14 protein-coding genes are annotated in these 18,702 nt (G+C 45.5%); 4 read left to right on the top strand and 10 right to left on the bottom strand.

What is annotated here, in order from left to right; translation table 11 throughout:
- Nucleotides 1-515: 515 nt before the first annotated feature.
- Together MC7420_RS31510 and MC7420_RS31515 are read left to right on the top strand one after the other, a co-directional pair.
- Nucleotides 516-1,124 carry a TIGR04282 family arsenosugar biosynthesis glycosyltransferase gene (locus MC7420_RS31510; protein WP_006105856.1) on the top strand — a complete coding sequence of 203 codons (609 nt, stop codon included), beginning with the start codon at nt 516-518 and terminating at the stop codon, nt 1,122-1,124.
- Between the two features lie 48 nt (nt 1,125-1,172).
- Entirely contained in the window at nt 1,173-1,859 is a 687-nt protein-coding gene (locus tag MC7420_RS31515; protein ID WP_006105878.1) for a TIGR04283 family arsenosugar biosynthesis glycosyltransferase, read from the top strand.
- Between the two features lie 143 nt (nt 1,860-2,002).
- Here the strand turns inward: MC7420_RS31515 and MC7420_RS31520 are convergent, their stop codons facing one another.
- From MC7420_RS31520 to MC7420_RS31560, 9 genes are all read right to left on the bottom strand, one after another.
- Nucleotides 2,003-2,542 carry a hypothetical protein gene (locus tag MC7420_RS31520; RefSeq protein WP_006105834.1) on the bottom strand — a complete coding sequence of 180 codons (540 nt, stop codon included), beginning with the start codon at nt 2,540-2,542 and terminating at the stop codon, nt 2,003-2,005.
- Between the two features lie 280 nt (nt 2,543-2,822).
- A complete protein-coding gene (locus MC7420_RS31525) occupies nt 2,823-4,160 on the bottom strand; it encodes a hypothetical protein (RefSeq protein ID WP_006105861.1) in 1,338 nt (445 codons plus the stop codon).
- A gap of 167 nt (nt 4,161-4,327) precedes the next feature.
- Nucleotides 4,328-5,242: a branched-chain amino acid transaminase gene (locus tag MC7420_RS31530; protein WP_006105849.1), complete on the bottom strand. Its 915-nt coding sequence runs from the start codon at nt 5,240-5,242 to the stop codon at nt 4,328-4,330.
- A 349-nt stretch (nt 5,243-5,591) separates the two neighbouring features.
- Nucleotides 5,592-7,352 (bottom strand): M61 family metallopeptidase, encoded by a 1,761-nt coding sequence (locus MC7420_RS31535; protein ID WP_044210900.1) that lies wholly within the window; start codon nt 7,350-7,352, stop codon nt 5,592-5,594.
- A 107-nt stretch (nt 7,353-7,459) separates the two neighbouring features.
- Nucleotides 7,460-8,143: a Crp/Fnr family transcriptional regulator gene (locus MC7420_RS31540; RefSeq protein ID WP_044210874.1), complete on the bottom strand. Its 684-nt coding sequence runs from the start codon at nt 8,141-8,143 to the stop codon at nt 7,460-7,462.
- A gap of 169 nt (nt 8,144-8,312) precedes the next feature.
- On the bottom strand, nt 8,313-9,509 hold the full coding sequence (gene dxr, locus MC7420_RS31545; protein WP_006105793.1) for a 1-deoxy-D-xylulose-5-phosphate reductoisomerase: 1,197 nt from the start codon (nt 9,507-9,509) through the stop codon (nt 8,313-8,315).
- A gap of 298 nt (nt 9,510-9,807) precedes the next feature.
- Complete coding sequence (locus tag MC7420_RS31550; protein ID WP_006105810.1) at nt 9,808-12,249, bottom strand: AAA family ATPase; 2,442 nt, start codon at nt 12,247-12,249, stop codon at nt 9,808-9,810.
- Between the two features lie 64 nt (nt 12,250-12,313).
- Nucleotides 12,314-12,931: a hypothetical protein gene (locus tag MC7420_RS31555; RefSeq protein WP_006105798.1), complete on the bottom strand. Its 618-nt coding sequence runs from the start codon at nt 12,929-12,931 to the stop codon at nt 12,314-12,316.
- A gap of 496 nt (nt 12,932-13,427) precedes the next feature.
- The gene (locus MC7420_RS31560; RefSeq protein WP_044210875.1) at nt 13,428-14,519 is read right to left on the bottom strand and encodes an ATP-binding protein; all 1,092 of its coding nucleotides are present in this window, start codon (nt 14,517-14,519) and stop codon (nt 13,428-13,430) included.
- A 133-nt stretch (nt 14,520-14,652) separates the two neighbouring features.
- Here MC7420_RS31560 and MC7420_RS40855 point away from each other — a divergent pair, with 133 nt between their 5' ends.
- On the top strand, nt 14,653-14,796 hold the full coding sequence (locus tag MC7420_RS40855; RefSeq protein WP_006105820.1) for a hypothetical protein: 144 nt from the start codon (nt 14,653-14,655) through the stop codon (nt 14,794-14,796).
- A 230-nt stretch (nt 14,797-15,026) separates the two neighbouring features.
- Nucleotides 15,027-16,052, top strand: a complete 1,026-nt coding sequence (locus MC7420_RS31565) for an N-acetylmuramoyl-L-alanine amidase (RefSeq protein WP_044210876.1) — start codon at nt 15,027-15,029, stop codon at nt 16,050-16,052.
- A 255-nt stretch (nt 16,053-16,307) separates the two neighbouring features.
- On the opposite strand, the gene MC7420_RS31570 is transcribed toward MC7420_RS31565, so the two are convergent.
- The gene (locus MC7420_RS31570; protein WP_006105844.1) at nt 16,308-17,819 is read right to left on the bottom strand and encodes a hydroxysqualene dehydroxylase; all 1,512 of its coding nucleotides are present in this window, start codon (nt 17,817-17,819) and stop codon (nt 16,308-16,310) included.
- Nucleotides 17,820-18,702 lie beyond the last annotated feature (883 nt).

Here is an 18,702-nt window from a genome sequence, read left to right on the forward strand (position 1 = left end):
TCACCCCCAGCCCCTCACCCCCAGCCCCTCTCCCACCCTGGGGAGAGGGGAGCAAGAAAGGTGTTATATTCCAGACATAGGCAGCTACATCTTTTATCATTAATCATTCCGGTTCCCCTTCTCCTATGCAACAAAAGCGAAGCATCCTCTGTCCTCCCCCCGTGCAAAAAAAGCGAAGCATCCTTAGTCCTCCCCCCTGCCAAAAAAGCGAAGCATCCTCTGTCCTCCCCCCTCTTGTAGGGGGGAACGAGGGGGGTAGGGGGGAATGAGGGGGGTAGGGGGGAACGAGGGGGGTGGGAGAAGGGGTTAGGGGATGAGGGTGAAACACTTGCCAGTATTAGTTCTCACCTTAAGTTGACATGCATGGATAGTATCGTGTCCCTACAAATGGTGATTTAGATGCCAAGAAAGCGTAAGCTCTGAAACGGTTATGCATTTAATTGGCATACCCTACACCTCACAGCCCTGACAACGATTTCACTATCGTTTATTTAGATGCACATCAGTTTAATCGAATGAATCCCGCTACTGTCAAAGAAACGCTAATCATTTTCACCCGCTATCCCGAACCGGGAAAAACCAAAACACGCATGATTCCCGCCCTAGGAGAGAAAGGTGCAGCAAACCTGCAACGCCAGATGACAGAAAATACTCTGGCTAAAGCCAAAAAACTACAAGCATTTCATCCTGTATCTGTAGAAATTCATTTTGCTGGCGGGAATCAACCGTTAATGCAAGCCTGGTTAGGTGCTGATGTGATTTACTATCAACAAAGTGAGGGAGATTTAGGCAAACGAATGGTATCGGCATTTGAGAAATCCTTTACGGCGGGAATGACAGGTGTAGTAATTATTGGGACAGATTGCCCCGATTTAAACCCTCAAATAATGGCTGAGGCATTTCAATGGCTGGAAACCCATGATTTAGTATTAGGACCGGCACAAGATGGGGGATATTATCTGATTGGTTTGCGGCGGTTAATTCCGGAACTCTTTGTGGGAATTGATTGGGGAACCTCGCAAGTTAGGCAACAAACCGTCGAGATTGCCGATCGCTTGGGATTAGCGATCGCATCTCTGCCCATACTCCATGATATTGACCGTCCCGAGGATTTGGGCAGGTGAGAACACCCGTTTATTTTGCCAAAAGAGAATAGAAGTAATTCTAATGTAATGAAAACCGAAACGATTTCAGTTATTATTCCCGTTTTAAATGAAGCGAGTACGATTGGTTCTATCTTAGAGAGGCTTGTAGATACTGACAATGTGGAGGTTATTGTCGTTGATGGGGGGAGTCAAGATGAAACCGTCAGTGTAGCGCGATCGCGAAATGTCCAGGTTATTTCTACCCCACCCGGTCGCGCCTGTCAAATGAATGCAGGTGCAGCAACAGCGACGGGTGATATCCTCCTCTTTCTCCACGCCGATACCCGTTTACCAGCAAACTTTGATCGTTTAATCCGCCAAGCGCTGCAAGCACCCCAAACCATTGCGGGGGCGTTTGAATTAGGCATTGATTCTCAACAGTTTGGCTTGCGTCTAATTGAACGACTGGTAAATTGGCGATCGCGGCTTTTTTCGATGCCTTATGGCGACCAAGCTCTATTTTTAAAAGCGACTGTTTTTCATGATATAGGAGGTTTTCCAAATTTACCAATTATGGAAGATTTTGAATTCATTCGTCGCTTGCAACCACAGGGACGGATTACGATTGTTTCAGAATCGGTTCTGACATCAGGACGACGCTGGCAACGATTGGGAATTCTTAAAACCACCCTAATTAATCAGCTTATTATTTTGGGGTATTTTTGGAGAGTTTCTCCTGACAAACTGGCGCGATGGTATCGGGGAAAAGGGTAAGTTTCATGCATTTAAATTGGGTATTAGTAGCGAGCAAGATGCAAAGCCTGCGGCATGGCTTCGCTAAACGCACTACGAGACTTTGACAATTCTTAATATTAAACCACAGTCGAATTTTTAATGATCACAGGTTCATAAACAGCCTATGTCTCGATTTCTATTGCTATTTTATAATGAGTAAATATAGGAATTACAATTCTCGGATCTTGCCAACCTGTCAAAGTTCCTGTATTTACCTCTCCTTCTGGTGATAACAGCACCTCTCCGGCACTATTTAGTGGATTAAGACCATCACTTATACCTAAATAGAACGTCTCGTTTTCAGAAAAATTGAACCCAACTTCTCCGCTTCCTGCTGCTAGTCCTTTGCCCATTTTATCAAATAAGAACAAAGACAAAGATGATACAGATGATACAGATAATAAGGGATTTTGAGCAACACTAAATTTCAAAAAGGCTTGACGTTCAGATTCAAGTTGGTAGAGATCGATATCTGCCGGATTAAACAAACTGCCCTCAATTGTGTTAATCGTTGGCACTGCGATTGGACCTTGAGCGGACGAAATCAGGTGTCCTGCATCATCATCTTCAATAAAGGTTGATTCTGGGTTCGTGTTGTCTGATTTTCTGGGGAGAGTCTTCCCACCAAATAACGTATTTAATAATGATTGAAATTTTATCATCAGCTTTCTCCTAAAAAACGTTGATTCGTCCGTTTGATTAACCTTAAAATCATTTTATGATATTTTCAATTAATTTTATGTATTCTCAATAATTTTTAACTTAACTTGTTTTTTTATTCAATAATGTTTACACTTAGGCAAGTGCTATAGCTTATAATCTTACCTTACAGCGCAAAGCGCTGTAATAAAGTACAGTAGATAAAAGTCCCCCTTAAAAAGGGGGATTTAGGGGGATCGACAATGTACCGCATAGCAGAGCAAACTGCTGTATTATCTAAATTCATATTCTCGTTTTTTGTAATACAACAACAGTATCATGCTTAATTGTTCCCGCCCACTTTACATTTCTAGGTAAATTTAATCGACGATTCTTTAGCAACAAATGAAACTGAAATATTTTAAAAAAGCCAATTTTTTCAGCTATTTCCGTTAAAAGTTTAGCCACTGGAATCTCAACACCGCAAATTTTACTAATATCGCCAATAGCAAAGCAATAATAGCCACCTGGATTAAGATGATTGAAGCAGCTTAAAAAATGTGCTTTCATGTCCATAAAGTATTTATAAACAACTCTTGCTCGAAGCTTATTTTGTCCTTTGCTCGCTTGATATTGTGTGCCGTAATAAATATCAGCAATTAAATCATCCAGATAAGAATTTCCGGTTTTACCCAATTGGCAATACTCTTTTCTGGGAATTCTTTCTGTGCCAATTTCTTGAGTATATAAATCAAGTCTGGCGCGATCATTACTCACTAAGCCCAACCAATGTAACTCAAACTTAGACGCCCAAACGTAATCAATTGCATTAATATAAGGCGGCGAAGTAATAACTGCATCACAATGCCAATTACCTGTAAGATTAATAGCTGTTTTTGAAGTCAATTCAATGGCATTTTGCAACGAGTGATTCAAGACAAACTGCCATTCCCCAATTGCCTCTAACGCTTGATCAAGATAGTCTTTAAAATACCGATAAACATCTTCACGAGAACGCTGGGGAATGGCTTTAAAATTAGCTCGTTTTGCGGCGAGAATCATGCCATCATTCATATCAGATGTTTTGCGGACAGTCGAAGCAAAAGCCAGCCAAAATAAAGGTTGTATCGCTTCCGGAACTTGAAAAATTTGCGTTCGGAGACTTTCTAATCCAGCTTGAACAGGTTTTTGGAACCAAAAATCTTTATTGGCGAAATTGATGGTTTCTAATGGATGTTTGACTGTATAAGCATTTTTCAAGATTTGCTCGGCATAGTCGAGAATCTCGGCTCCATCGTATAAATGAGTTTTAACACGACAGATCAGGCGACTTAGAGGATGATAGTCAAGCCAATAAATTGATACACCTTGTAATAAAGTTTCAATAATTGTTGTTCCTGAACCCGCAAAAGGTTCTAAGATTTTACATTGTTCTGTACCATACTTGCTTAAAAACCAATGCGGGATTTCCGGAATTGATTTGGCAGGCTGAAAACCAACCGAATGGATTTTGAGAGGTTGTTTTCGTTGTAAAGAAATTAGGGAATCTTCGGGGAGATCGATCGGAATTTCACCCTCAAGATGTAAGTAGGAGGATTGGGGTGTAGTCTTATCGGTTTCAAATAGCGAAAGTTGTTTCATGCTAATCTAGGATAACGAGTCCCATTGGGTTAGACACAAGCCAGATGGAAGCCTATAACCGTTGTCGGTTTAAATTGGGCTGAGTCTTATTTTTCCATCATCCAACGCCAGGGGCTTAGTCTGTTGGGTTTCGCTGACGCTCTACCCAACCTACTTTAATGTTTACTCTATCCTAGAGGAACGACATACACCCAGTCTTGATAATTGGGATCGCGATTTTCCGTAATTGCCGTAATTTTATCTCTCAGTTTCTCTGTGATGGGTCGCGTTTTCGATAATTCATAATTCTCAATCCGTTTAATTGGAGTAATTTTAGCCGCCGTTCCACTTAAAAATGCTTCATCTGCAATAAATAACTCTGATTTATCCACAGGGCGTTCGATTGTGGGGATACCTAAATCCTTTGCCAGCGTCAGGATACTATCTCTGGTGATTCCTTCTAAAATATCTTGATCATATCCCGGCGTAATCAGTTGCCCATTCCGCACCATAAAGATGTTCATTCCGGAGGCTTCACATATTTTTCCCTGAGCATTCATTAATAATGCTTCATCAAATCCAGATTCTACCGCTTCTGTTTTTGCTAGAGATGATGTGATATAGGCGCCACTAATTTTACCTCTCAAGGGTAAACTGTGATCTGCTTGACGATACCAGGAACTAATTCGACAGCTTACCCCTTCTGGGGATAAATAATCACCCAGTTCTAATCCATAGACGAAAAAGTCTTTTTCAATCTTATGCAGTCTGGGGGCAATTCCCAAATCGGATGTATAAATAAAGGGTCGGATATAAAACGAGGTTTTAACTTGATTTTTTTTGACGAATTCTACAATTATAGTTTTGATTTTATCAGCGGGTAAGTCGTAATGTAAATATTTGGCACTGTCACTTAATCGTTTACAATGGCGGTCTAAACGAAACAGGAGAATTTGTTCAGGGTTTTGGGGGTCAGGAATCCCCCGCAATCCGCCAAAAGCGCCTGTCCCATAATGCAGCGCATGGGTAGCAATAGAAATTTTGGCATCATCGAAGGGAAGAAATTGGTTTTGAAAGTAAGCGATTGGCAGAAATTTATGCATTTTTAAACTAGACAGTCAAGGCTGGTGGAAGGTATGGTTATCGATTGTACTACAGGTCAGTGATTTTGCCAGGGACTAGAACACTGATTTAGGCATCGGACAAATTAGGGAGGAGGAAGGTTGAGTTTTGTGTAGGGGCGGGTTTCACTATTATCGTTTCTTGTCTCACCCAGATGAGACTAAACCCGCCCAGTTTCCAGACGCATAGCCCTCGTCATAAAGGTTAGAGTTTTCTTTAACGGCTTAAATGACTATTGGCTTGACACAGCTAAAATCTAAAATGGTGGAATAGATTTTACCATTGAATCGGGCGCAAGTCTTTGCGCCCCTACAGTTGCTGGGTATGCGCTTAATCCCCCTGGGTGTTCAACCACCCGGCTAAATTCTGTTTTTGAGTCTCCGAGGGATTTTTAATCTGTACAACCTGGTAGCGGGTGGGTTGGGATTCGCCTAGGGTAACGGGTAAGGTACAAAGTTCGTCTTGGTGGAACACGGTTACCTGAATCGTGTCACCGGGATGATAATCTTTTAGGCGATCGCATAATTGATCAGCACTGACTCGCCAACCATCTATTGCCAGTAACTGATCCCCTGCATCCACCCCAGCTATCCCCGCTGGAGAGGTGGCGTTGACAAATTTGACGATTTCTTGCCCATTTTCACTCTTGACAATTACCCCTAAATAAGGTTTAGAGTCCTCATCTTCTACTGCCGTGAGGGTTAAGCCAAAGGGTTCGAGATACTCATCGAAGGGCAATTCCTCTGTCCCCTCAATGTAGCGATGGAAGAAATCACTTAAATCAGTATCCGCGACAGACTCCAACACCTCTTGCAGTTGTTGGGGCGTAAAGCCAACTTCCTTGACGCCAAACTCTTGCCACATCCGCCGCATCACATCATCAAGGGAGCGCTGATTACCATGACGCGATCGCACCAGCAAATCCAGTAAGAAGGATACCATTTCTCCTTTAAGATAATAGGAGATCTGGCTATTATCACTATTGGCATCCCGGCGATATAACTTAATCCAAGCATCAAAACTGGACTCACTCAGGGGTTGCACCAAACGCCCTGGAATCAGTTTCATCCGGGTAATTTCTTTCCCCAATCCCTCTAAAAACGTCTTACTGTCGTAAATCTTTGCCCGTAAGGGGAGGACTAAATCATAGTAACTGGTTGTCCCTTCACAAAACCACAGGGATGTGGTGTAGCTTTCTTGTTCATAGTTAAACCGTTCCAAGACTTTGGGGCGAATCCGCTTAACATTCCACAAGTGAAAGAACTCATGGGCGACTAATTGCATGAAACGATTGTATTTATCTTTCGCCCGGAACGCGAAACGGGGATAATTTAAGGAACAAGAGGTTTTATGTTCTAAACCGCCAAAGCCTGTGGACGATAAATGCAGTAAAAATAAATACCGTTCGTAGGGTAATCCCCCATATAACTCAGCTTCTGTCTCAATAATTTTCGTCGTATCGGCAATAATCCGTTGGGGATCAGCATTTCCCTGTCCCCAAATTGCCAGTTGATGCGGTTTCCCCAGAACCTCAAAGTCGTAAACCTGTTGTGTGCCAATTTCAAAGGGACTATCGACTAAGGTGTCAAAATCCTCGGCTTCAAAGGTATTCTCAGCACCCTCGACGGCGGCTAAGGGTGTAGTTGTCTGCCAATCGGATTTAGGGGGTACAATCGTCACCTGAATCGGCTGTTGCTCAAAATCCGGGACAAACAGGAATAACGCCGCCCCATTAAAATAGCCGTGAGTGGCATCTAGGTGATTGGTGCGGACTGATAATTCATTGGCAAAGACGCGGTAGCGGACAACGATGGTTGAAGCGTCTCCAGTTTGAACCTGCCAGTGATTTTTACTCTGTTTATTCCAGGGTAAGGGCTGGTTTCCAGTCTCAACTCGGAAATCCTGTAGGTGTTTGGCATACTCCCGCACTAGATAGGAACCCGGAGTCCAGACGGGCATTTTTAAATCTAGCACTGATTCCGACCAACCATTCACCTGTAGCATCACCTCAAACAGATGAGATTGAGGTTGAGGCATAGCGACGTGATAATGAAAGGTGGGTTTAGTCATTTCTCCTTTGTCATTTGTCATTCGTCCTTTGTTGATGGTTGATGGTTGATGGTTGATGGTTGATGGTTCATTGTTCATCGGTAATCCCCTCCCCCATCTTTCCCATCTCCCCCATCTTCCCTTCTATCCTAAAGCCGTCCAGCTAGATGGGTTAGTTGTTTGAGATTAATCAAACAAAGTTTTTGGTCTTGGGGGTCAACGTCAGTCCAACCCTTACTTTCCAGCTTTTTCATGATTTTAGCTGTATCTTCCACACTGATATCCGTAACCTCAGCTAAGTCTTTATAGGGAATGTTATAAATTTCGGTTCCCTTTTCCCCCACTTGACCATAATTCTCTGCTAAGTTGACTAAGGTATTGGCTAACTTAATCGCCGCAGGTTGATGGCGTCGTTGAAAGCGAACATTGGTCTGACGCAGCCGTCTAACCATCAGTTGTAGCATCCGGTGGTGTAACTGGGGATCTTTGAATAGGGTTTGAATGAAGCGCTGGGCGGAGACGCTGAGTAATTTGACCGATGAAAGGGCGACAACATCTGTAGAACGGGGAGATTCATCCAGGATTGCCATCTCGCCAAAAAAATCTCCCCGACCCAAAATTGCCAACGTCACGGCTTTGTCCCCATACAGGCGTCGAACTTTGACCCAACCGGACATGATAAAGTAAACGGCGTTGCCCCAGGCATCTTCCATTAAAACGGCTCGCCCGGTGGGATACTCATGTTCGACTCCAACTGACAATAGCCATTCTAGTGTCTCGGGGTTCGCCGTATTAAATAGAGGGAAAAGCTCACTAAAAGCTTTGGTGTGCATGAAAGGTTTATTAACGTTGGATCATCTAAGATTCCATTACACCACACCAGAACAACAGTCCCCAACTTCCTTAAGTTAGTGGTCTGTGAGCAGGGGTGCAGGAGTGCAGAGGGGTAGGTGTGTAGGAGGGCTTAACCGTAAGTTAATTGACCAACCAACAGTGTTTTTATTATCGCAGGGAAACCACGCGATCGCTCTTTTCTAGGGTTGAATAAATCCGCAACACTTCCTCTCTTGCCCAGCGATCAGCGGCTAGAATATCCTCTAGTCCAGGATCAGGGCAGTTATCACGGCTGTGGCGATCGCAGGTTTGCTCAATACACCGGGCAATGTCTAAATATTGGATTTTCTCGTCTAAAAACAGTGCTACGGCTTGCTCATTGGCAGCATTTAATACCGCTGGCATTGAACCCCCAGTCCGCCCGGCTGCGTAGGCTAATTGCATACAGGGATATTTATCATGGTCAGGTTCTTTAAACGTCAGCGTCCCCGCCTTGACTAAATCCAAGGGTTCCCAGTCCGTATAGATGCGATGGGGCCAGGATAAGGCATAGAGTAGGGGTAAGCGCATATCGGGCCAGCCTAACTGGGCTAAGACGGAGGTATCTTGTAGTTCGATTAAGGAGTGAATAATGCTCTGGGGATGGATGACAATATCGATATCGTCATAATCCATACCGAAGAGGAAGTGCGCTTCAATCACCTCTAGCCCCTTATTCATCAAGGTAGCGGAATCGACAGTAATTTTGCGCCCCATCGACCAGTTAGGATGTTTAATCGCATCGGCAACTGTTACTTCCCCTAACTTATCGACTGACCAATCCCGGAACGCGCCCCCAGATGCGGTGAGGATAATCCGCCGCAATCCGCCCTCTGGGACTCCCTGAAGGCATTGGAAGATAGCAGAATGTTCCGAGTCAGCCGGAAGCAGTTTAACCCCATGTTTGGCAATCAGGGGATTGACAACGGGTCCCCCGGCAATTAGGGTTTCCTTGTTGGCTAGGGCAATATCTTTTCCGGCTTCGATTGCGGCAATGGTCGGTAGTAATCCGGCACATCCAACTATTCCGGTTACTACCGCTTCAGCATCACCATAACGGGCAACTTCCACCACACCCGCTTCTCCCGCGACTAGAATCGGTTGGGGATCAAGATCTGCGATCGCGGATTTTAGGTCAGGTAATTTTTCCGCGTCACATAAGGCTACGATTTCCGGTCGAAACTGCCGAATCTGGGCAGCTAACAGTTCCACATTGCTACCTGCTGCCAATCCCACCAACCGGAATTGGTCTGGATGGTGAGTCAGAATCTCTAAGGTTTGGGTGCCAATCGATCCAGTGGAGCCGAGGAGAGTAATTGATTTCACAACAGTTTCTTAAGAATTCGCCGCTCTTTAATTACTATAGGATTATTTTGCACATCGTTCATCAGCCTGGAACTAAAGTTCCGGCTAAAAGCTTAAACCCGTTAAAACGGGTTCACCGGAAACCGTAGGGGCGCATGGCGTGCGCCCGATTCAATGGTAAATCTATTCCACAATTTTAGGTCAGTCCAGTAGATTGGGTTGACGCTAGGAAACCCAACACCATTATTGATTGGCTGGTTACGGTTTTTAGTAGTGCGATCGCGTATGGCGAAGACAGCGCAACGACAAGCTCAAGATATTACTCCCCTGTCTCTCTGGCAAACCAGCGCCGGATTAGTTCCACCTGGAAGCAGTAGCCGCAACCACTGTCTTCAATTAACTCCCGTTGCAAGAGTAAATTGAGGCTAGGATTCAAGCGATCGGGAAACTCGCGGGATAAAACCGTCTTACCAATACTCGCCCCTTCCCCTTGTGCAGCTAAAAAGCGCAGTATCGCCAATCCCAACTCATCCACTTGATTGCGTTCGATGTCGGCGAAGAAGAAACTACCACTGCTTAAGGCTTCGGGTATAGCGGCTTCCACATCAACTACAGTTGCCAGTCGGCGAATCGATACCTCTTGCTCATTTTTCAGAGCGACAATCTCAGAGCAAAGTAATTGTACCAAGCAGGGATGACATCGGGTCAGGGAGAGGACTCGCTCAACCGCATCGGGTTCATAGCGTAGGGTAAACTCTGGGATGGGGCGTTCAATCAGTTGGCGGGCTTCGGGTTCTTCTAGGTAACTGATATGTACAACCTGAACATTAATCAGGTAACTCGCCCAGCGCTGAAATTCTTCGATAGTATGAGAACCAGCGAGTAAGACTTTGAAGCGGGGGCGGTGCTGGATGAGATGGCGTAGCATCCCCAGGACATCGGTTTCGCTGAAACGCCCTTCAGTTAAAGCTTTATCCAGTACCTCGAATTCGTCTAATGCTAGGAGTGCGGTGTTGTTGTCTAAGGTTTGTTCAACATCATCCAGCCATTCGTCAAAGGTGGTAAAGGGGTCATCCGTTAAGGCTTCACGGGTGAGGAGAGGTAGAGTTAAACCTGCTTGCCGTTTAGCAGAATATCTCATCCCTTTGGCAAGATTATAGAGAAAACCTGCATGGTCACTCGCTGATGTTGGTGCGCCTTGTAAATCCACAAACATGGGGATGATGGATTTGGGGAGGAGGCGTCCTAAGTTATTCAGCAGAGAGGTTTTGCCCATACGTCGCTGACCATAAAGGAGTAAGGGAGGGCGGCGACGGTCTAATATTAATTTCTCGATGCGAATCCCTATGCTAGTGCGTCCCATGAAGAGTTGAACCTGTTCATTAAGGGGTACGCCAAAGATATAGGGATCGTCAATTTCTTGGTGTAGTTCAGTGGCTGCAATTAATGTTTGTATGTGTTCAGCAACTATTTGCTGCCAACGCATGGCAATGGGGCGAAAGCGAGGAGCATATTCATTACTACTTCTAGTTAATTCTTGAGCAAGAAGGTCTAGAGGTTTGGTGACATTTTCCAGAGCGATGCGTTGGTTATAGACACTATTTTTGTTGAGAGCGGCATCTACATCGGCGCTGATAGAGTTGAATTTATCTAAAATTGTGTTAGCGGAACCTTCCAAGTTTCCTGAAGCGAATGTGTCGTAAACGTGACGGATAGCGTCTGTATCAGTACAGCGTTCTAATTTCCGGGCATCCAGTTCAATCTGTGCGGCTTGAACTGCCCAACGGTGACGGCTAGTATTGAGGTAATTAAGGGCAGCTTGTCCCTCCGTCGGGTTACGTTCCAACACTAGGACAAGGTGTTTGTCTAATCCTGAGAGACGTAAAAGCTGCCACTCGTCCCAAAAGGCTGAATGCCAACGCAGAACGTGAGATTTTGTATCTGGGCGTTGTCGGTCAAGACGGTAAAGTACCTCATTCCATAGGATTACCAAGGGATAAGTTACGATAGGTAGCCACAAGTTTATACTGACGCCGACGCCTATAGCCACGCCTATAGCCACGCCTATAGCCACGCCTATAGCCACGCCATACACCACGCCATACACCACGCCTACCGCCACGCCTCCCACCACGCCTATAGCCACGCCATACGCTACGCCATACGCCACGCCTACCGCCACGCCTACCGCCACGCCTAGCACCATACCTCCCGCTACGCCTAGCACCATATCAAAATCAAACAGCACACCCAACGGCACACCTACCGCCATTCCTTCTGCCATTCCTTCTGCCACGCCTCCCGCCATTCCTTCTGCCACGCCTCCCGCCATACCTCCCGCCACACCTAACAGCACACCCAGCACCAAGCCTTCCGCCATACCTCCCGCTACGCCTCCCACCAAGCCTCCCGCCGTGCCTGCTGCCACACCAGCCGTCACGCCAGCCGTCACGCGAGGGATAATTTCATTCAATGATTTCCCCAGAGCTAACAACACTAAACCCAGAATTAAATTGGCAAGTATAGGTGTAATGATGTATCCCTGAAGCAGAAGCTTCCATAAGGCTAAGTTTTGCCACCGCAATGAATTTCCTCGGTTATGGTCAAAGTCCAAAGCCGGGTCAATTCCTTTTAGATGATTCCGAAATGCTGAGGGATGAAAGAACAGCCAAAACAGCAGTTGTACACTCCCCAGAATCAAGTTCGGGTGCTGTTCTGGTGAATCAGTATAGGCGTTGCGGGGAACCGAGGGGGAAGACATCTCAGTTTCAGTTTAAGGTTAAAACGTGACTCTGTGAATCATCATATAAATTCGCGATAACAAGTTACAATTGCTGCTCCAACTGTAACTCACACTGTTGAAAAACATAATTAATGGCAGCAAATAACCGCTCCAAGTCCTGAATTGTATAAAACCGCTTATTTTGGGTAAACTCATCAGATATCAGTTGACCAAACTGCCATATCGCCCCATTGGAAACAACACCAAATATCCTTTGTTCTGGATCATTGTTAATTTTCTGCACCGCCACCATCTCTGCTAAACATTGCCCCCATCCTTCAGTAAAATCACTCTCCTTCTTTGCCTCAACCACTACAAAATAGGGTTTATCGAACACCACTGTTCCCAAGGGGGAGCGCTTTGCCACGATATAATCAGGAGTCCCCGATAAGTTTTCATCGTAGGTTAAGGCTTGGTGACTCCAGAGCAGAAAATTGCGGCGATAAGCTTTCCAAACTTCTTTTAATATGGGATAAATAATCGTCTCACAAATCGCCATGTCTGAATTGTCAAACACCCCCTCATTTAAAATTAACTCTAATTCATTCCGAAAACTGTCACTCACGTCAAATTCAATCTCGGTAATGAAATTGTCCCGAATATATTTGATTTGAAAGGCTTTAGCGACGACGCCAATACTTTTATAACGGCTAAACGGCATGGTTGACCTCTGTATCGTGGGTGGGCGGAAGCCTTCATCCGTGTCAACTTAAGGTAAAAACCAATGCTGGCAAGCCTTTCACCCTCATCCCCGCACATGGCTGCCCTCTTACTCCCCTCTCCCCCGGTGGGAGAGGGGCTGGGGGTGAGGGGTTTACTGACGTTTTCCCAACCTATTTTAATAGTTGTGTAAGTATCTGGCTCACTGGTAGAAAAATCTTGCTGTTTAGAACCAGCCTTGATATCGTAGTTTCCAAATAGATGGGGTAAACCCGACTGTAGGGGCACCATCCTTGCGCCCTCTGCGGCAACAGGTTAAGGTGCGTTACGCTACGCTAACGCACCCTACTGGCGTGACCGGGTTAAAATAGGACTTTGTTTGTAGTAAGCACTTTAGTGCTTTAACGCCTAGCTGGAGAGGGCTAAAGCCCTCACTACGAACCAAATCTATTTCACCATTTTAGCTGGGTCACGCCACTACATAGGCGCTGGGTTCTCTAAAAATTCGTAAAGGGTTCTATCTGTCTTAATCCCTCCTCCCGCCAATCATCCCCCGTTTCCCCCTCTTCCAAGCTAAACAAACGTTCGCGACAGAGAATTTGCAGCAGCAGGGGTAAACATTGACTGTTCTCCACAATCCAGGCGACATCCTCAACCGGAAACGGAATCGGTGAACTGTCAATCAATTCCCGCGCCTCCGCCTCCGTCAATGCGCCCAGATAGGCGGTAAAGCCAAAGATATTGAAAAAGGGAGAACTATGTCCCGTATGAGACGCCAAATCCAGGGGAGATTCCGGTGTGGCTAAAATAAAAGCCAAATTTCCCCCCGTCTGATTCGTGGCTAAAGACCGTAAACTTTCCCAAAACCCATCATCTAACTCTGGACAACGCTGCAATCCCACGCCAATTTCATCCAATAAAATAACGGTGGGTGAATGCAAATGGCTACTCACCACATCCATAAAATAATCTAGGTGACAAGGATTCGGCACTTTCATATTCATGGCTTCTAGAATATAACCCAGCAATTTCTCTTGACTTGCCATCCGTGTATCCTGAAAATCCACAAATATCCAGCAGTAGCGTTCGGGATGGGGGAACCAGTCCGACTTTTGACCGGGACGTAATTCCTCCGGTGGCGTCGTGGTAATGGTTTTCAAGTAGTGCAACAGGGAGGTTTTGCAAATGCGCCGCTTCCCGATAATCGCAGCATTTTGTAGGGGATGGCGTTTGAGTAAATTGAACAGGCGTCTGAGTTCCCGTTTGCGTCCGAAAAAGTAGCGGGGATGGGTGATGGGTGTCCCGGTGATGAAGGGTGAAGACTCCTCCAGAGTTGGGTTTGAGTCATTAGGAGAAGGCGGATTGTCTGACTCATCTAAATAAATATCTCGCCAGTTTAACCCCAATGCTTCGCACAGTTCGACAAAATACTCAAAATCAACGGGTTCGCCATTGAGGAATTTTTTCACCGTGGATAACGATGGGGTAACGTGTTCAGCAAACTTCCTTTGGCTGGGGTAGCCATTGCGCCGAAGTGCTGATTTGACGTGGTTTATGTACTCTGGGGCAACTTTAAGCGATCGCGCCATTATTCATAATCAGCGAAAAGTCAATTCAGGTCAACTCAAAGTTAGCCAGAAGTCAGCTACCTCAGCCAAATTTCTCAACCCGGTACTCACCTAGCCTTCTCCTTGAATGGGATTAAGAGTTCAATCTGATTCAATGAAACGATTTGAAGACCTTAAAACCATCCTGGAGATTATTGTAATCTTAGCGGCGCTGGCTGAATACCCCCTGCTGCTGGTGACGGCGGTTGTCGTTGTCTGGATGTATGTGCTAATCAACGATAAGGATATGGAAGGGTAGAATTGCTATAGCCGTTGGTTTGACATAAGGGGAATTATCCTGATTGGGAAGTCTCTCAATTGTAAATAATTAACATTTAACTCCATCAGGTGCGAGACAATCTCAAATCCTCCTTTTAAAATCGAGAAAGCCACTTTTACTCTTATTTAAAACAATAAGTGGGTGGACACAATTAAAGTTAACGGTGGATAGTGTCATTCGTCATTCATTTATGTAAGGGAACTTTAACGGTGAAACTGCACTGGCTACTTCCCAGTTTTCTCGGCTTTTTTTTGCTCTCCTTTCCAGCGCAAGCGGCGAGATTACTCTCCTGGCGCTTTGATGTGAATCAAAATCAACTCGTCTTTACCACTGATGAAGGGGTACAACCTACTGGGCAATTTCTTGCCAATCCCAACCGCCTGGTGATTGATTTACCCGGTATCCCCCTGGAGAATGCCAAATTAGAACAATTAGTTGGTGGTGCAGTGCGGGTGGTGCGTGTTAGTCAATTGAACCCCCAAACCACGCGCTTGGTGATTGAGTTTAATCCGGGTTATACGATTAATCCCCAACAAGTTCTATTGAAGGGATTCTCCCCTCGGATGTGGACAGTGCAGTTACCACCACCGCAACAAGTTGTCCAATTAACTACACCAACCCCCCTACCGTCGCAAAATTCTGTTATACCTCCAACAACCAGCAATCCTCCCTTCAATCTCTCCCAAGTTCCCAACCGCCGTATTGTGGTTATGGTTGATCCCGGACATGGGGGAAAAGATCCCGGTGCAGTTGGGTTAAATGGATTGCGGGAAAAGGATGTAATTTTGCCCATTTCTCAACAAGTTGCCGCCATTTTACAGCAACAAGGAATTCAAGTCATTCTCACTCGAACCAGCGATTATTTTGTAGACTTAGCACCCCGCGTGGAGATGGCAAAACAAGCCCAAGCGGACTTATTTGTGAGTATCCATGCGAATGCTGTTGGTCGTCGTCCTGATGTGAATGGATTGGAAACCTATTATTACTCGAATGGTCAGGGTCTGGCTCAAACCATTCATAATAGTATTTTACAGGCAATTCCGATTCGCGATCGCGGCGTGAAACAAGCCCGATTTTACGTGCTGCGGAATAACCCAATGCCCGCCGTCCTCGTAGAAGTTGGCTTTGTTACCGGACGAGAGGATAACCCCCGCCTAGGGACACCCGAATACCAGAGCCAAATGGCAGGCGCGATCGCACAAGGTATCTTACAATATATTCGGCAGAATCCATAAATAAATCGTAGGGGCGGGTTTAGCCCCTTAATTTTGCTATTGACCGATAACCTTTCAACAAAACCCGCCCTTCCTAACTCATGCCTTCTCGAAATAAATCTCATCAGCCATCTGCCATCTGCCTTGCTGCTAAGCTGTTCGGCATTTAAACCATAATGTCAAGAATTGCGAAATCCTTGTAGTGCGTTAAGCGAAGCCATGCCGAAGGCTTTGCATCTTGCTCGCTACCCATTCCCAATTTAAATGCGTGACAGCTTAAGGTAACCAAAAATCAGGTAATACTGTCTTCCCCCAATCCCGCACCGTTTTATTAATCATCCGCCCCAATTGAATATGAGGTTCATCAGGTTCAACCGGAATAATAGTTGCCTTATTTCCATACCCAAAACGGTCAATTACCAAATTTGCCGCCTCTAAACCCGTTATGTATGCCTTCTCCTGTGACCAAGAACCGTGATTTGTAACAATCCAATCCCCACTCATAAACACATTATCAATCGGAGTTGTCGCTGGCAGCAAATACTGATAACTTCCCGGTGCAAAATGCGTTACCCCTTGCGGTACACGAATCACACTGCTATCAATAACCTTGGCATTCCGAAACTCTGGCACACAAGTGGCTAAATCGCGATGAACCTTTGCCACAATTTGTTCATCACTCATCGGCAATAACTGATTCCCATGATAAAAATCCGCTTCAATGACACTTCCCGGTTGATATGCATATTCATCATGCAACGCATTCAAATCAAAAAATGTCCACCCCGTCGTCGGATCAAAGCCAAAACAAGCATTAGACGGATTCCGCAGAATAACTTTTCGGTCAAACCATAACCGGGTTGCCAGGACATCAATTGCGCCTAAGTTTCTCAAATTCCGGAATTCCGAATAGGGTTGCAAGCTACTACTCGCACTGACAATTTTTTTCATGCCATTTACACTAACGGCAAAAATAACCGCATCGGCTTCAAAGACATCCTCACCACAGACAACCGCTTTAGCCTTACCCCTATCGTCCAAGAGAATATCGTTTACCCGCTTATTCGTCAGCACTCGTCCCCCGGCTTTCTCAATCCGCTCCACCCAGGGTTTAAAAATCATCTCTGCCACCGTTCCCCGACACCAGACGACATCAAAATTAGGTTGGTGAGCCAAAATGAAGTAATAGAGCATTCCTAGGGCGGCGGCGGCTGAACATTGCTCACCGGGGGCAAATAACCCCACCAACAGCATCGGTTCAAAGGAATCCCGATATAATCGGGCAGAGACACCAAACTGTTTAAAGAGTTCGCGGGCAGTTACCTTATCGTAACGTCGCCATGCTTGATCAGAATTATCAAAATCAATCAGAGCATACAACAGAGGTAAAGCCGAAAGCCTGTCAATTAGAGGTAAGCGTTTAAACTTAGGGTAGAGAAACGTTCCCAATGGGGTAGGAAGCGGGAACTCATTCTGAAACAGAGGCGATTCGACTTCTAACCCAGCAGGAGAATATTGGGAGGAATGGGTAAAAGGTGTGAAAGGTTGGAGTTTTAATTCGTTAACCAGGCGAAAGATATTGCGATAGGGATACCAGAACCCATGAATACCCCCCTCGACTGAACGTCCGCCAGAGGTTTTCCATCCAGCTACTAATCCACCGGGATAGGGGGCGGCTTCTAGAAGAGTAACATCGTAGCCTTGTTGAGCAAGATGATAAGTCGCACCTAAACCTGCCCATCCTGCACCAACGACGACTATCCGTTTTTGTGCTAACGCTTCTGACATCCTTGATCTCATAACTCTCTCTTTATTTAGGATGCCACGATTAGTTGGGCTTGCGTCAGCCCAACTGAAGCCCAAATAATGAAGCAGGCAAGATGCCCACTCTTATTCAGGTTGGAAAAAGCTGGTTGAAGCTTTCTCACTCTCCATTCCCTAAACTCTCGAACAGTGTTCCAGGTATGAAATTGGGAAGATGAGGGGCCAAAAAACGGTGGCAATGATAAAGACTATCCGACACCGGAATTTTTGCTCCGACGATAAATTCGTCTCTTTCTGGAATGCATTTAACCAGTTTATGCAAAATAATCCAGCGATTAACAAGTAAACTGTAAGAAGTCCTAGTATCATAATCCTATTGAGTAGAGAGGTTTACTGCATTTATTCCAAGTGATAATGGAACAAATTAGTTTTTTGACTCCAGCAGTTTACCAAACAAGTCCTGATAATAGGCAAGTTAGTAAGCTGTTTGGCATTGAAACCTTAATGTCAATAATGGCGAAATCATTGTAGTGCGTTTAGCGAAGCCATGCCGCAGGCTTTGCATCTTGCTCGCTACCTATTCCCCATTTAAAGGCATGACAGCTTGCTGACTCTGTATCAGATTGCCCTAGTGATTACATGATTAAGCATACACACCAGTTTTTTCCCACAGAAGAGTGGAATGTACCTCTATCTAAAGGAAGAGTTTTCAGGAAAGTCAAAAAGAAAGGCTGCTTTAGGTAACATCGTCCCCCAGTTCCCCCTTCCGTCCCCCTTCTAGATCCCCCTCTTCCCTTCTAGATCCCCCTTCCGTCCCCCTATTAGATCCCCCTCCCGTCCCCCTATTAGATCCCCCTCCCGTCCCCCTTAAAAAGGGGGAAGCCAGCGGATGCTTCGCTTTTTGTTC

This window comes from Coleofasciculus chthonoplastes PCC 7420 (assembly GCF_000155555.1).
Classification (GTDB): domain Bacteria; phylum Cyanobacteriota; class Cyanobacteriia; order Cyanobacteriales; family Coleofasciculaceae; genus Coleofasciculus; species Coleofasciculus chthonoplastes_A.